The organism is Enterobacter cloacae complex sp. 402C9 (assembly GCF_050030745.1).
Taxonomy (GTDB): Bacteria; Pseudomonadota; Gammaproteobacteria; order Enterobacterales; family Enterobacteriaceae; genus Enterobacter; species Enterobacter intestinihominis.
Map to the genome: position 1 here is coordinate 459,285 of NZ_JBLGUW010000001.1, position 14,622 is coordinate 473,906.

A 14,622-nucleotide genomic window follows, 5' to 3' on the forward strand; every position below is an offset into this window, starting at 1 on the left:
AAATAACCAATTCTTAACAATTACAGAATGGCTTTGATGCTCTCCGCCAGCGGCGTGGTCGGACGGCCAATCAGTTTGCTCAGGGTACGGCTGTCGTCAAACAGGCCGCCTTTGGACGCGCCGGTATCGGAATCCGCCAGCATCTCCGCCAGCCCGGCAGGCAGACCAACGCCTTTCAGTGCAGCGGCATAATCGGCTTCGCTGAGGTTCTGATACGTTACCGGCTTACCGCTCTGCTTGCTAAGCTCCGCAGCCAGTTCGCTCAGCGTCCAGGCATTGTCACCTGCCAGTTCATACACCTTGCCGGCGTGACCCTCTTCAGAAATCACTTTTGCCGCAGCCGCCGCGTAATCCGCACGGGTCGCAGAGGCAATTTTGCCTTCGCCTGCGGCACCTATAAATACGCCGTGTTCCAGCGCTGGCGGCGCGCTTGCCAGGTAGTTTTCGGTGTACCAGCCGTTGCGCAGCAGGGCGTAAGGCACGCCTGAAGCCGCCAGTGCATTTTCGGTTTCGACGTGCTCAACGTGCAGACCCAGCGGGGATCTGTCCGCATGCAGCAGGCTGGTATAGGCGATGAATTTCACCCCGGCGGCTTTGGCGGCGTTTATCACGTTCTGGTGCTGTACGGCGCGCTGGCCCACTTCGCTGGAGGAGATAAGCAGCAGCTTATCCACGCCGTTCAGGGCGGTGGTGAACGCGGCCTGGTCGGTATAGTCCGCCTGACGTACCACAATTCCCCGCTGGCTTAAGGCGTCGGCTTTTGCCGGGTTACGCACAATAGCCACGATCTGACTGGCCGGAACGGTTTTCAGCAGTTCTTCAATAACGTGTTGGCCAAGCTGGCCGGTTGCGCCGGTAATCGCGATCATGATGAATCTCCTTCGTGTTTGTCTGGTGTTGTGGCACACTATCACCATAACTAACTTTTAGTAAGTACGCACAAAAAGGTAAGTATGAAAACACCGATACCGACGCTCAGCGAGCAAATGCGCGATGGCAATCTCTTCGCAGAACAGTGCCCGTCACGGGAAGTGCTCAAACATGTTACCAGCCGCTGGGGCGTGCTGATCCTGGTGGCGTTACGTCAGGGGACGCATCGTTTTAGCGATCTGCGCCGCAAGCTGGGCGGTGTGAGCGAGAAGATGCTGGCCCAATCGCTTCAGGCGCTGGAGCAGGACGGGTTTGTCGATCGCGTTTCTTATCCGGTTGTGCCGCCGCACGTGGAATATAGCCTGACGCCGATGGGGATGGAGGTTAGCGAGAAGGTGGCCGCGCTGGCTGACTGGATTGAGGTGAATACGCCGAAGGTGATGGCGAATCGGGACGATCGTGCGGCATGAAATGCCGGGTGGCGGCTTCGCCTTACCCGGCCTACCCGCAATCCTCGATCCCGTAGGCCGGGTAAGCGCAAGCGCCACCCGGCACAATCATCGCTACCTGCTCAAATCCACCTGATAAATCGCGAACCCAATATCATCCGTCGCGACCTGTTTCATCGGATACTGCGCCTTATCCTTGATAAACGCGGCTGCTTTATCGGACGGTGATGTCTCAAAGCGAATATCCAGCGTCGTGTCGCTGTGGATCGGCGCCAGACGCCAGTTGTTATCCACCGCCGGATGAATTTCACCCGCTTTTTTCGACTCCGCGCTAATCCACGCCGCCAGCACCGAACGGTTCTCATCCGGCGAGGCAAAGGCGATGTGGCTGTCACCCGTACCGGCAAACTTACCGCCATAGGCGCGGTAGTTGTTGGTCACCACCAGGAAAGAGGCATTCGGATCAATTGCTTTGCCGTTGAAGGTCAGGTGTTTGATGCGTTCTGCCTGCGGATTAATGGCCTGACATTCGCCGTCATATTTCGCGGGCTGGGTTACATCAATCTGATATTCCACGCCGTCGATCACGTCGAAGTTGTAGGTGCGGAAACCGTCCCAGTTTATCAGCGACTGCGGTTTGCTGCTGTGCGGATCGATCTGGTTGAACTGTCCGGCAGAGCATTCCAGCCACTCCTTCACCTCTTTCCCGGTGGCTTTCACCACCACGAGGGTGTTGGGATAGAGGTAGAGATCGGCGGCATTACGGAAGGTCAGCTGGCCTTTTTCCACCTCAACGTAGCTGGCCGGATCGTTCTTACGCCCGCCCACTTTGAATGGCGCCGCGGCAGACAGAACCGGCAGATTGGCCAGATCCGGATCGCCCTGAATATAGTGCTCGGCATAGGCTTTCTGCGCCATGTTGACTACCTGCACGGTCGGGTCATCCTGTACCAGCGCGAGGAAGCTGTACATGTTATCAGCCGATTTACCGATCGGCTTGCTGACAAATTCACGCGTTGCGTCGTGGTCATGCTTCAGGACATCGACCAGCTTTTTATCTTCTTCGGCCAGGGATTTTTTTGCAGCGGCATCATAAATCGGACGCGCTTCCGCTTTCGACTGCGTGACTTTCCAGCTCCCGCTGTCGTTATTCAGCACCAGATCTACCACGCCAAGGTGGTCGCCCCACATGCCCGGCATCACCGATGGCACACCGTTGAGCGTCCCTTTTTCGATGTCCGCGCCTTTGATACTGGCGAAATCATTGCCCGGGAAGACGGCGTGGGCGTGACCAAACAGGATCGCATCGACGCCCGGTACCTGGCTGAGGTAATACACGGAGTTCTCAGCCATCGCCTGATACGGGTCGGCCGAGAGGCCAGAGTGGGCCACAACGACCACCACATCTGCGCCTTTCGCCCGCATCTCCGGCATGTATTTGCGCGCCGTTTCGGTAATGTCGTTGACGGTTACTTTCCCGTCGAGGTTGGCTTTATCCCACGTCATGATCTGCGGCGGCACAAAGCCGATATAGCCGATTTTCAGCGTCTGTTTTTTACCATCCTGGTCGACAACCTCGGTCTCTTTAATCAGGTAAGGGGTAAAGAGCGGCTTTTTCGTCTTAACGTCGATGATATTGGCATTAACGTACGGGAATTTTGCTCCTGCCAGCGCATCGTGCAGGTATTTCAGGCCGTAGTTAAATTCGTGGTTGCCCAGGTTGCCGACGGCATAGTCCAGCGTATTCATTGCCTTATAAACAGGATGGATCTCGCCTTTCTTCAGCCCCTTCGCCGCCATGTAGTCGCTGAGCGGGCTGCCCTGAATTAAGTCCCCGTTATCGACCAGCACGCTGTTTTTCACTTCACCGCGGGCGGCGTTGATCAAACTTGCCGTACGTACCAGTCCGAATTTTTTGACAGGCGTATCTTTGTAGTAATCGAAGTCCATCATGTTGCCGTGCAGATCGGTGGTTTCCAGAATGCGGAGATCCACCGTCGCTGCCTGAACGCTTGCCGCAATCAGCGTTGCCAGGAGCGTTGCGCTAAACTTAATCATCTGAGGAGTCCTTTTTTCGATCCAAGCCACAAAAGAGTATGTATGTAGTATTTGTTGCTTACAGAAGTGTGAATGCTGCCAGAAAAAAGAACGCTGAAACCAGAATTGCTTCACAGATAGCGGAATTGTTCACATTACGATATAACTAAAACAATAAGTTATGCCCACTGCGTTAACGAAGAGGTGGAGAATGTTAGATCAAATTTGTCAGCTCGCACGGGATGCGGGTGATGCCATTATGCAGGTGTACGACGGTGCGAAACCGATGGATGTTGTCAGCAAAGCGGACGACTCCCCGGTGACGGCGGCGGATATCGCGGCGCATACGGTGATCCTGAAAGGTTTGCAGACCCTGACGCCGGATATTCCGGTCCTTTCTGAAGAAGCGCCCCAGGGCTGGGACGAACGTCAGCACTGGCAGCGTTACTGGCTGGTGGACCCGCTGGACGGCACGAAAGAGTTCATCAAGCGTAACGGTGAATTTACCGTGAATATCGCCCTGATTGAAAAAGGAAAGGCGGTGCTTGGCGTGGTTTATGCCCCGGTGATGAAGGTGATGTACAGCGCGGCGGAAGGTAAAGCCTGGAAGGAAGAGTGCGGCGTGCGTAAGCAGATCCAGGTGCGAGATGCCCGTCCTCCGCTGGTGGTGATCAGCCGCTCGCACAGCGACAGCGAGCTGGAGGAGTACCTGCAACAGCTGGGGGAACACCAGACGACGTCGATTGGCTCGTCGCTGAAGTTCTGTCTGGTGGCGGAAGGGCAGGCGCAGTTGTACCCCCGTTTCGGGCCGACGAACGTCTGGGATACGGCGGCAGGGCATGCGGTGGCTGCGGCCGCAGGCGCGCATGTGCATGACTGGCAGGGTAAGCCACTGGACTACACCCCGCGCGAGTCGTTCCTCAACCCTGGCTTCAGGGTGTCACTTTACTGAGCCAGTAGCTTATGCAGCAGGGCTACTACCTGCTGCACCTCATCCTGCGTCAGCGCGCCGTCTTTAACCCACTGTACGCGACCGTTTTTGTCCAGCACAACAATCGCTGAACTCTCTTCTTCCAGCTGCCACGCCTTACGCGTCACGCCGTTGCTGTCGACAATAAACTGCGACCAGGGATAGAGCTTCTTATTGCTCTCAAGGCTTGAGCGCACAAACATCCCGGAGCCGGGAATCGCGTCGTCGGCATTCACGATGGTGGTGGTCTGGTAGCGATCGTGCGGGAGTTTTGCGGCCTTGATCGCTTCCACGAGGGTGGCGTTTTTCTCTTTAGCGGATGTACGTCCGGCAATATGCTGTACAACTCTCACTTTGCCCGCAAGCTGCGCGCTATTCCAGGCTTTGTAGCTAAACTTATCATTGTCGAGAATCAATTCTCCCCGGTCAGCAATGCCGACCGGCGGGACACGTTGTCCTTTTTCAATGTTGTGTGCGGAAGCCATCAGCGGCAGCAACAGGCAAGCTGCTGCCAGGAGGTTACGTAGGGTCATGGTGTTTCCTTATTGTGAGCAGGTGATCCGACCACTTGGTCATGCGCTTTTAATCATAAGTGCGATCAATGGGCTTTTCCCGCAATCCCGATGCCAGTTTGCGGGCGAACGCACATATCCACGCAAAAACGACGGCATATACTGCTCTGTATCACGCTTTGCAAAGATTATTCTGAATAATTGTAATCAAACGGTAAATAAACTTATGCACACTGGGTAAGTACGAGGTTCTGGTCTATAGTCATTGGGCATCAAAATTTGCGCTCAGGACAGTCGGGCCGATTGTGGCACCGCAAGGGCGTATGATTCGCAGGAGATACAAGAATGAAAATTTTCCAACGCTACAACCCGCTTCAGGTGGCGAAGTACGTGAAGATCCTGTTCCGTGGACGGTTGTATATCAAGGATGTTGGCGCTTTTGAGTTCGATAAGGGCAAAATCCTTATCCCGAAAGTGAAGGACAAACAGCACTTGTCTGTGATGTCCGAAGTCAACCGTCAGGTTATGCGTCTGCAAACTGAGATGGCTTAACCAACGTGCTATGCAGTAGTAGTTAAAAAGACGGCTCCCGATGGGAGCCGTTGATGTTTGTGGGACATACAAAGGGTTACGCTGACACCTTATCTTCCGCATCTGGCAGCTTCGGTACCAGCACGGTCGGTTTACTATCAATGCGCGTTACCAGCAGTTGGTCGATGCGGTAGTTATCAATATCCACCACTTCAAACTTGAAGCCAGAGAATTTCACCGAGTCGGTACGTTTCGGGATCTTACGCAGCATAAACATCATAAAGCCGCCGATGGTCTCGTAGTTTCCGGACTGCGGGAACTCGTCGATGTCGAGCACGCGCATGACGTCTTCAATCGGCGTACCACCATCGATCAGCCATGAGTTCTCATCACGCTGCACAATTTGCTCTTCCAGCCCCTGGCCGACCAGGTCGCCCATCAGCGTCGTCATGACGTCGTTAAGGGTGATAATGCCCACCACCAGCGCATATTCGTTCATGATCACCGCGAAGTCTTCACCGGCGGTTTTGAAACTTTCCAGCGCTTCGGAGAGCGTCAGGGTGTCCGGCACAATCAGGGTGTTGCGGATCTGCACGCCGCTGTTCAGCGCCAGGCTCTGGTTTGCCAGTACGCGGTTCAGCAGGTCTTTGGAGTCCACATAGCCGATGATATGGTCGATATCTTCGTTACAGACCAGGAACTTGGAGTGCGGATGCTGCGCCACTTTAGTCTTCAGGCTCTGCTCGTCTTCATGAAGATCGAACCAGATGATGTTCTCACGGCCGGTCATGGAGGACGGCACGGTACGGGATTCCAGTTCGAAAACGTTCTCGATCAGCTCGTGCTCCTGCTTGCGCAGCACGCCTGCCAGCGCCCCGGCTTCCACTACCGCATAAATATCGTCGGAGGTGATGTCGTCTTTACGCACCATCGGCAGCTTGAAGATGCGGAAAATGACGTTCGCCAGGCCGTTGAAGAACCACACCAGCGGACGGAAGACATACAGGCAGAAGCGCATCGGGTTGATGATACGCAAAGCCACAGCTTCTGGCGCAATCATACCGATGCGTTTCGGGGTCAGGTCCGCGAATAGAATGAACAAACCGGTGACCAGCGAGAAGGAGAGGATGAAGCTCAACTGCTCGGCCAGCTCTGCGGACATGTACTTTACAAAGAGGCTATAAAACGCCGGAGAAAATGCTGCATCGCCCACGATACCGCCAAGAATGGCGACCGCGTTCAGGCCAATCTGCACCACGGTAAAGAACATGCCTGGGTTTTCCTGCATTTTCAGAATGCGTGATGCGTTGATGTTGCCCTCGTCGGCAAGCAGCTTCAGTTTGATTTTACGGGAGGCAGCCAGCGAGATCTCCGATATCGAGAAAAATGCACTGACGGCAATAAGACAAAGTATTACTAAAATACTGTTTAACATAGTTTATCCGGCTTCTCGCCAGATCCTCAGAAGGGGAGTTGATACCATTCGTGTGAAGACACATTGAACTCAGCTCGTAGCGTTGAGCCGATTATTTCAGCGGTAGTATAGCGTAAAGGCGTGTAAATCTGCCAGAGGTCACGTTTTCGGCAAAAAGTGGCCGGATGAAAAGGCAGAGAGTGGTTAAGTAATGAACTGACACTTTTGCTTACAGGCGCGCCACGCGGCTCGCGTGGCGCTGATGTTGTAATCAGTCCTGCTGTGGAGGCAGACAGACGCCGATGCCGCCAATGCCGCAGTAGCCGTACGGATTTTTATGCAGATACTGCTGGTGGTCGTCTTCGGCATAGTAGAACGGTTTCGCAGTAGCGATTTCCGTCGTGACCTGACGTTTATCACCGGCTGCCTGCATCGCTTCCTGGAAACGCGTCAGGCTGGCGTGGGCCGCAGCCTCCTGCTCAGGGGTGAGCGGATAGATGGCCGAGCGGTATTGGGTGCCGTGATCGTTACCCTGACGCATGCCCTGCGCCGGGTCATGATTTTCCCAGAACACCTGGAGCAGCTGTTCATAGCTGATGACGCTCGGGTCATACACCACACGTACCGCTTCAGCATGACCGGTCTCACCGGAACAGACTTCGCGGTAGGTTGGGTTAGGCGTATATCCTCCGGTGTAGCCCGCAGCGGTGCTGTACACGCCCGGCAGTTGCCAGAACAGGCGTTCTACGCCCCAGAAGCAGCCCATGGCAAACAGGGCGATCTCCATTCCATCAGGAACGTTTGTCATTGAATGGTTGTTTACGGCGTGTAATGTCGCCACTGGCATAGGGGTGTTGCGTCCCGGTAACGCATCGGCTTGTGATACCAGATGCTTTTTATCAAATAAACTCACGGTGGGGCCTCCGGGGTAGCGTTGTTTCGGTTAAGGTTGTCACGAAGCGTTTAATTGAACACAATAAATGCGATGAATGAGTCTAGATTTAATCATAAGAAATATTTGGGTGTTAGGCCCTTTTTCAACCCGTAATTTGGGTTTTTGGCTTTCAGGCCGTATTTTGCCGCGGAGCGGCACTGCATTTGCTTCCAGGGTGGAAACAGGGATATTCAGGAGAAAACGTGACAAAGATCCGCCAGTTATGTTTAGTCAGTTTAATGCTGACAAGCGGGATTGCCAGCGCGGCGAATGTCCGTTTGCAGGTTGAGGGGTTATCCGGGGCGCTGGAAAAAAACGTGCGTGCGCAGCTTTCCACCATCCAGAGCGATGAAGTCACGCCGGATCGGCGTTTTCGCGCGCGCGTGGATGACGCCATTCGCGAAGGCTTAAAGGCGTTGGGGTACTACGAACCCACCATTGATTTCGATTTACGCCCGCCGCCGGCTAAAGGACGTCAGGTATTGATTGCCCGCGTCTCGCCGGGAGAACCCGTCCTGATTGGCGGCACGAACGTGGTGCTGCGCGGCGGTGCACGCACGGATCGTGACTACCTGGATCTGCTCAGCAACCGCCCGAAAGTGGGCACCGTGCTTAATCACGGGGATTACGATCGCTTTAAAAAATCCTTAACCAGCGTTTCGCTGCGCAAAGGCTACTTTGACAGCCAGTTCAACAAAAGCCAGCTGGGCGTTGCGCTTGAACGACGTCAGGCATTCTGGGATATCGATTACGACAGCGGCGAGCGCTATCGGTTTGGCGATGTAACCTTTGAAGGATCGCAAATCCGTGATGAGTATCTGCAAAACCTGGTGCCGTTTAAAAAGGGTGACTACTACCAGTCTAGCGACCTGGGCGAGCTGAACCGTCGTTTATCTGCCACCGGCTGGTTTAACTCCGTGGTGGTGGCACCGCAATTTGATAAATCCCGTAAAACGAAAGTGTTACCGCTGCATGGCGTGGTCTCACCGCGCACCGAGAACACCATTGAGACTGGTGTCGGCTACTCCACGGACGTCGGCCCGCGCGTGAAAGCCTCGTGGAAAAAACCGTGGATGAACTCCTACGGTCACAGCCTGACCACCAGCCTCAGCCTGTCTGCGCCTGAACAGCAGCTGGACTTCAGCTATAAAATGCCGCTGCTGAAAAATCCGCTTGAGCAATACTACCTCGTGCAGGGCGGCTTTAAACGTACCGATTTGAACGATACCGAGCAGGATTCGACGACGCTTGCGGTATCACGCTTCTGGGATCTCTCCAGCGGCTGGCAGCGCGCCATTAACCTGCGCTGGAGCCTTGACCACTTTACTCAGGCAAACGTCACCAACACCACCATGCTGCTTTATCCGGGCGTGATGATCAGCCGTACCCGCTCGCGCGGTGGCCTGATGCCGACCTGGGGCGATTCTCAGCGCTACTCCATCGATTATTCCAACTCCGCCTGGGGCTCAGACGTGGATTTCTCCGTCGTGCAGGCGCAAAACGTCTGGATCCGTACCCTCTACGATAAGCACCGCTTTGTGGTTCGCGGCAACCTGGGCTGGATCGAAACCGGTGACTTCGAACGCGTTCCGCCAGATCTGCGTTTCTTCGCCGGGGGCGACCGCAGCATTCGCGGCTATAAGTACAAATCGATCTCACCTGAAAACGAGAAAGGCCAATTGACCGGGGCCTCTAAACTGGCGACCGGCTCGCTGGAGTATCAGTACAACGTCAGCGGCAAATGGTGGGGCGCTATGTTTGTCGACAGCGGCGAGGCGGTGAACGACATCCGCCGCAGCGATTTCAAAACCGGCGCGGGTGTGGGCGTGCGCTGGCAGTCACCGGTCGGGCCGATCAAGCTCGATTTCGCCGTTCCGGTGGGCGACAAAGAAGAACACGGTTTACAGTTTTACATCGGTCTGGGGCCTGAATTATGAGTTTATGGAAGAAGATAAGCCTCGGGGTGCTGATTTTTATCGTATTACTGCTCGGTACGGTGGCGTTTCTGGTGGGCACCACCACGGGTCTGCATCTGCTGTTTAACGCCGCGAACCGCTGGGTGCCAGGGCTGGAAATCGGCCAGGTGACGGGCGGCTGGCGCGATCTGCGCCTGAAGAATATTCGTTATGAACAGCCCGGCGTGGCGGTGAACGCGGGCGAGTTTCATCTGGCGGTCAAGCTCGGCTGCCTGCGGGACAGCCAGCTGTGCGTAAACGATCTGTCGCTAAAAGATGTGAATGTGGCGATAGACTCCAAAAAAATGCCGAAGTCTGAGCCTGTCGAGGAAGAGGACAGCGGCCCGCTGAATCTCTCCACGCCGTACCCGATTGCGCTCTACCGGGTCGCGCTGGATAACGTCAATATCAAAATCGACGACACGACGGTATCCGTGATGGATTTCACCTCCGGTCTGCGCTGGCAGGAGAAAAACCTCACCCTGACCCCAACCTCCCTGCAAGGGCTGCTGATTGCGCTGCCGAAGGTGGCCGACGTGGCGCAGGAAGAGATCGTCGAGCCGAAGATCCAGAACCCGCAGCCGGAAGAAAAACCGCTGGGTGAAACGCTGAAAGATCTCTTCTCGAAACCGGTTCTGCCGGAGATGACCGACGTGCATCTGCCGCTGAACCTCAATATCGAAGAGTTTAAAGGCGAGCAGTTGCGTCTGACCGGCGATACCGATCTGACGGTCTTCAACATGCTGCTTAAAGTCAGCAGTATCGACGGCAACATGAAGCTCGACGCGCTGGATATCGATACCAACCAGGGGTCGGTAAATGCCTCAGGCAATGCGCTGCTGCGCGATAACTGGCCGGTAGATATTACCCTTAACAGCGCCCTGAACATCGATCCGCTGAAAGGCGAGAAGGTGAAGGTGAAAGTCGGCGGCGCGCTGCGCGAGAAGCTGGAGTTCGGCGTGAACCTCTCCGGCCCTGTGGAAATGGTACTGCGCGGGCAAACCCAGCTGGCAGAGGCCGGTCTACCGCTCAACCTTGAGATTGTCAGCAAGCAGCTTTACTGGCCGTTCACCGGTGAAAAGCAGTTCCAGGCCGACGATCTAAAGCTGAAGCTGAGTGGCAAAATGACCGACTACACGCTGTCGTTCCGTACGGCAGTGAAGGGGCAGGGAGTACCGCCCGCCGATATTACTCTGGATGCGAAGGGTAACGAGTTGCAGGTTAACCTCGACAAGCTGACCGTGGCGGCGCTGGAAGGGAAAACCGAGCTGATCGCGCTGCTCGACTGGCAGCAGGCGATCAGCTGGCGCGGCGAGCTGAAGCTGACCGGGATCAACACCGCTAAAGAAGTCCCGGACTGGCCGTCAAAACTGAATGGTCTCATCAAAACCCGCGGTAGCCTGTACGGCGGCACCTGGCAGATGGACGTGCCGGAACTCAAGCTCACCGGTAATGTAAAGCAGAACAAAGTCAACGTAGAGGGCTCGCTTAAGGGCAACAGCTATCTCCAGTGGGTGATCCCGGGCCTGCACGTGGCGCTGGGCCGCAACACGGCAGATATCAAAGGCGAGCTGGGGGTGAAAGATCTCGATCTGGATGCCACCATCGACGCGCCAAATCTCGATAACGCCCTGCCGGGTCTTGGCGGGACGGCGAAGGGGTTAGTGAAGGTTCGCGGTACAGTGGAGGCGCCGCAGCTGCTGGCGGACATCACCGCCAATAACCTGCGCTGGCAGGAACTTTCCATTGCCCGCGTGCGCGTCGAAGGGGACGTGAAATCCACCGATCAGATCGGCGAAAACCTGGACCTGCGCGTGGAGCGTATCTCCCAGCCGGACGTGAACATCAGTCTGGTCACGCTGGCGGCAAAAGGTAACGAAAAGCAGCACGATCTCCAGCTGCGCGTGCAGGGCGAGCCGGTCTCCGGGCAGCTGCACCTGACGGGCAGTTTTGACCGCCAGGCAACGCGCTGGAAGGGCGTGCTGGATAACACCCGCTTCAGCACGCCGGTCGGCCCGCTGGTGCTGTCCCGATCCATCGCGCTGGACTACCGCAATGCGGAGCAAAAGATCAGCATTGGGCCACACTGCTGGACCAACCCGAATGCTGAGCTGTGCGTGCCGCAGACCATTGATGCGGGCGCGGAAGGACGCGCGCAGATCAACCTCAACCGTTTTGACCTGGCGATGCTGAAACCGTTTATGCCGGAAACCACCCAGGCCAGCGGGGTCTTCAGCGGTAAAGCGGACGTCGCGTGGGACACCACCAAAGAGGGACTGCCGCAGGGCAGCGTTACCCTCTCCGGGCGTAACGTGAAGGTGACGCAGGAGGTCAATGACGCGCCGCTGCCGGTGGCGTTCGACACCCTGAATGTGAACGCTGACCTGCGTAACAATCGTGCGGAACTGGGATGGCTTATTCGTCTGACCAACAACGGTCAGCTTGACGGACAGGTGCAAATTACCGATCCGCAAGGGCGGCGCAATCTCGGCGGCAACGTCAATATTCGCAACTTCAACCTGGCGATGGTGAATCCGATTTTCTCGCGGGGAGAAAAGGCGGCGGGGATGCTCAGCGCCAACCTGCGTCTGGCGGGGGATGCGCAAAGCCCGCAGCTGTTTGGCCAGATGCGGTTAAACGGCGTGGACATTGACGGTAACTTTATGCCGTTCGATATGCAGCCAAGCCAGCTGACGATGAACTTTAACGGCCAAAGCTCAACCCTCAGTGGCTCAGTGCTGACACAGCAGGGACAAATCAACCTGACTGGTGACGCAGACTGGAGCCAGCTCGACAACTGGCGCGCCCGTATTGCGGCCAAGGGCAGCAGGGTGCGTATCACGGTACCGCCGATGGTGCGCCTGGACGTGTCGCCAGACGTGGTCTTTGAGGCAACGCCGAGTCTCTTCACCCTGGACGGCCGCGTCGACGTGCCCTGGGCGCGCATCGTGGTTCACGAAGTGCCGGAAAGCGCGGTTGGCGTCTCCAGTGATGAAGTTATGCTCAATGAAAATCTGAAACCTGTTGAACAGAAGAGCGCTGGCATACCGATCAATAGTAATCTTATTGTGCACGTGGGGAATAACGTGCGTTTGGACGCGTTTGGGCTGAAGGCGAGACTCACGGGTGACCTGAAGGTGGCGCAGGATCAACAGGGGCTTGGCCTCAATGGACAAATCAGTATTCCTGAAGGGCGCTTCCATGCCTACGGTCAGGATTTGATTGTGCGTAAAGGTGAGCTGCTGTTCTCCGGCCCACCGGATCAGCCGGTACTCAATATCGAAGCGATCCGTAACCCGGAAGCCACCGAAGATGATGTGATTGCGGGCGTGCGCGTGACGGGCTCCGCCGATGAACCTAAGGCAGAGATCTTCTCTGACCCGGCCATGTCGCAGCAGGAAGCGCTCTCCTACCTGCTGCGCGGCCAGGGTCTGGATAGCCAACAGGGCGATGGTGCGGCAATGACATCGATGTTAGTCGGTCTGGGGGTTGCACAAAGTGGTCAGGTTGTGGGTAAAATCGGCGAGACGTTTGGCGTAAGCAATCTGGCGCTGGACACTCAGGGCGTGGGTGACTCTTCGCAGGTAGTGGTCAGCGGCTATGTACTGCCGGGTCTACAGGTAAAATATGGCGTGGGGATCTTTGACTCACTGGCTACACTCACGTTACGTTATCGCCTGATGCCTAAGCTATATCTGGAAGCAGTGTCCGGCGTAGACCAGGCACTTGATCTGCTCTATCAGTTTGAGTTTTAGCAATGCGAATATTTGTTTACGGCAGTTTACGAACCAAGCAAGGCAACAGCCACTGGATGACCAACGCCCAGTTGCTGGGAAATTACACAATCGAAAACTACCAGTTGTACAGTCTGGGCCACTATCCAGGCGCGGTTCCGGGGAACGGAACGGTACAGGGTGAGGTTTATCGTATTGATAATGCTACGCTGGCCGAACTTGATGCCTTGCGCACCAGGGGCGGTGAATACGCTCGCCAGTTGATCCAGACGCCTTACGGCAGTGCATGGATGTATGTGTACCAACGTTCGGTCAACGGGTTAACGCTGATTGAAAGCGGTAACTGGTTAGACAGAGACCAGTTCTGAAAAACGACAGCGCCACCGTAAGGTGGCGTTATCGTTTTGCGCCTCTTGCTGATTGTAGGCCCGTGCAAGCGTAGCGCCGCCGGGCGCATCGAAAGGCACAAAAAAGCCCCGACGCGCGGGGCTTAGTATCAGCAGTAAGAATTACTTCTTAGCAGCACGCTCGAAAGAGGCGATGATTTCTGCTTTCGCCGCTTCTGCGTTATCCCAGCCTTCAACTTTAACCCATTTGCCTTTTTCGAGATCTTTGTAGTGCTCGAAGAAGTGGGCGATCTGCGCTTTCAGCAGCTCTGGCAGGTCGTTCACATCTTTAATGTGATCGTACTCTTTGCTCAGCTTGGTGTGCGGTACGGCAACCAGTTTCGCATCTTCACCCGCTTCGTCAGTCATTTTCAGCACGCCAACAGGACGGCAGCGAATGACGGAGCCTGGCTGCAATGGGTATGGCGTTGGGACCAGTACGTCAACCGGATCACCGTCCAGAGACAGAGTGTGGTTGATGTAGCCGTAGTTGCACGGATAGAACATGGCGGTAGACATGAAACGGTCAACGAACAGCGCACCGGTGTCTTTGTCGATTTCGTATTTGATTGGATCTGCGTTGGCCGGGATTTCGATCACAACGTAGATGTCTTCTGGCAGTTCTTTACCCGCAGGGACGTTGAGTAAGCTCATGTCGGTGTCCTTTAAAATGGATGGTAAACAAGTGGCAGGTATTATAGCCAACTGGCGCTGAAAGTCTTCGCCTGTTTTCGTCTTATCTCCCTCGCGCTTTCACTTTTCAGACCGTTTCCATGACAGGATAATCCATAAACTCAGCCGCATTTTAAATGTGGAAATGAAAGCGATTA

At 55.6% G+C, this 14,622-nt stretch carries 12 protein-coding genes; 6 read left to right on the plus strand and 6 right to left on the minus strand.

Translation table 11 applies throughout. The annotated features are described in order from the left end of the window. Positions 1–20 precede the first annotated feature (20 nt). Positions 21–869 (minus strand): SDR family oxidoreductase, encoded by an 849-nt coding sequence (locus tag ACQG1K_RS02240; RefSeq protein ID WP_023299152.1) that lies wholly within the window; start codon positions 867–869, stop codon positions 21–23. Between the two features lie 84 nt (positions 870–953). Here ACQG1K_RS02240 and ACQG1K_RS02245 point away from each other — a divergent pair, with 84 nt between their 5' ends. Next, complete coding sequence (locus tag ACQG1K_RS02245) at positions 954–1,340, plus strand: winged helix-turn-helix transcriptional regulator (protein ID WP_058647070.1); 387 nt, start codon at positions 954–956, stop codon at positions 1,338–1,340. A gap of 93 nt (positions 1,341–1,433) precedes the next feature. Here the strand turns inward: ACQG1K_RS02245 and ACQG1K_RS02250 are convergent, their stop codons facing one another. After that, positions 1,434–3,377, minus strand: a complete 1,944-nt coding sequence (locus ACQG1K_RS02250; protein ID WP_426720963.1) for a bifunctional 2',3'-cyclic-nucleotide 2'-phosphodiesterase/3'-nucleotidase — start codon at positions 3,375–3,377, stop codon at positions 1,434–1,436. A 190-nt stretch (positions 3,378–3,567) separates the two neighbouring features. Here ACQG1K_RS02250 and cysQ point away from each other — a divergent pair, with 190 nt between their 5' ends. Continuing rightward, the gene (gene cysQ, locus ACQG1K_RS02255; RefSeq protein WP_022646848.1) at positions 3,568–4,308 is read left to right on the plus strand and encodes a 3'(2'),5'-bisphosphate nucleotidase CysQ; all 741 of its coding nucleotides are present in this window, start codon (positions 3,568–3,570) and stop codon (positions 4,306–4,308) included. Here cysQ and ACQG1K_RS02260 read toward each other — a convergent pair. Beyond that, positions 4,302–4,859, minus strand: a complete 558-nt coding sequence (locus ACQG1K_RS02260; protein ID WP_058647068.1) for a YtfJ family protein — start codon at positions 4,857–4,859, stop codon at positions 4,302–4,304. The two genes, cysQ and ACQG1K_RS02260, sit on opposite strands and share 7 nt — an antisense overlap. Positions 4,860–5,183: 324 nt before the next feature. Here ACQG1K_RS02260 and ACQG1K_RS02265 point away from each other — a divergent pair, with 324 nt between their 5' ends. Next, positions 5,184–5,390: a DUF1107 domain-containing protein gene (locus tag ACQG1K_RS02265; protein WP_003856054.1), complete on the plus strand. Its 207-nt coding sequence runs from the start codon at positions 5,184–5,186 to the stop codon at positions 5,388–5,390. A 76-nt stretch (positions 5,391–5,466) separates the two neighbouring features. On the opposite strand, the gene ACQG1K_RS02270 is transcribed toward ACQG1K_RS02265, so the two are convergent. Then, positions 5,467–6,804: a hemolysin family protein gene (locus ACQG1K_RS02270; RefSeq protein ID WP_022646849.1), complete on the minus strand. Its 1,338-nt coding sequence runs from the start codon at positions 6,802–6,804 to the stop codon at positions 5,467–5,469. Positions 6,805–7,054: 250 nt separating this feature from the next. Next, complete coding sequence (gene msrA / locus ACQG1K_RS02275) at positions 7,055–7,696, minus strand: peptide-methionine (S)-S-oxide reductase MsrA (RefSeq protein ID WP_003856057.1); 642 nt, start codon at positions 7,694–7,696, stop codon at positions 7,055–7,057. A 224-nt stretch (positions 7,697–7,920) separates the two neighbouring features. Here msrA and tamA point away from each other — a divergent pair, with 224 nt between their 5' ends. The 3 genes from tamA to ACQG1K_RS02290 are packed head-to-tail and all read left to right on the plus strand — an operon-like array spanning position 7,921 to position 13,774. Further along, the gene (tamA, locus tag ACQG1K_RS02280; protein ID WP_022646850.1) at positions 7,921–9,654 is read left to right on the plus strand and encodes an autotransporter assembly complex protein TamA; all 1,734 of its coding nucleotides are present in this window, start codon (positions 7,921–7,923) and stop codon (positions 9,652–9,654) included. Continuing rightward, positions 9,651–13,427, plus strand: coding sequence for an autotransporter assembly complex protein TamB (gene tamB, locus ACQG1K_RS02285; protein WP_426720962.1), 3,777 nt, complete (start codon positions 9,651–9,653; stop codon positions 13,425–13,427). Before tamA ends, tamB begins: the two co-directional genes overlap by 4 nt. Before the next feature lie 2 nt (positions 13,428–13,429). Then, the gene (locus tag ACQG1K_RS02290) at positions 13,430–13,774 is read left to right on the plus strand and encodes a gamma-glutamylcyclotransferase family protein (protein ID WP_022646852.1); all 345 of its coding nucleotides are present in this window, start codon (positions 13,430–13,432) and stop codon (positions 13,772–13,774) included. Between the two features lie 141 nt (positions 13,775–13,915). On the opposite strand, the gene ppa is transcribed toward ACQG1K_RS02290, so the two are convergent. Next, on the minus strand, positions 13,916–14,446 hold the full coding sequence (ppa, locus tag ACQG1K_RS02295) for an inorganic diphosphatase (RefSeq protein WP_006810347.1): 531 nt from the start codon (positions 14,444–14,446) through the stop codon (positions 13,916–13,918). Between the last annotated feature and the right edge of the window lie 176 nt (positions 14,447–14,622).

Bases quoted from the DNA above. Each gene is read 5' to 3' on its own strand.
- cysQ (WP_022646848.1), top strand. From the start codon at position 3,568: ATGTTAGATCAAATTTGTCAGCTCGCACGGGATGCGGGTGATGCCATT.
- ACQG1K_RS02260 (WP_058647068.1), bottom strand. From the start codon at position 4,859: ATGACCCTACGTAACCTCCTGGCAGCAGCTTGCCTGTTGCTGCCGCTG.
- ppa (WP_006810347.1), bottom strand. From the start codon at position 14,446: ATGAGCTTACTCAACGTCCCTGCGGGTAAAGAACTGCCAGAAGACATC.
- ACQG1K_RS02240 (WP_023299152.1), bottom strand. From the start codon at position 869: ATGATCGCGATTACCGGCGCAACCGGCCAGCTTGGCCAACACGTTATT.
- ACQG1K_RS02270 (WP_022646849.1), bottom strand. From the start codon at position 6,804: ATGTTAAACAGTATTTTAGTAATACTTTGTCTTATTGCCGTCAGTGCA.
- ACQG1K_RS02290 (WP_022646852.1), top strand. From the start codon at position 13,430: ATGCGAATATTTGTTTACGGCAGTTTACGAACCAAGCAAGGCAACAGC.
- ACQG1K_RS02265 (WP_003856054.1), top strand. From the start codon at position 5,184: ATGAAAATTTTCCAACGCTACAACCCGCTTCAGGTGGCGAAGTACGTG.
- ACQG1K_RS02245 (WP_058647070.1), top strand. From the start codon at position 954: ATGAAAACACCGATACCGACGCTCAGCGAGCAAATGCGCGATGGCAAT.
- tamB (WP_426720962.1), top strand. From the start codon at position 9,651: ATGAGTTTATGGAAGAAGATAAGCCTCGGGGTGCTGATTTTTATCGTA.
- ACQG1K_RS02250 (WP_426720963.1), bottom strand. From the start codon at position 3,377: ATGATTAAGTTTAGCGCAACGCTCCTGGCAACGCTGATTGCGGCAAGC.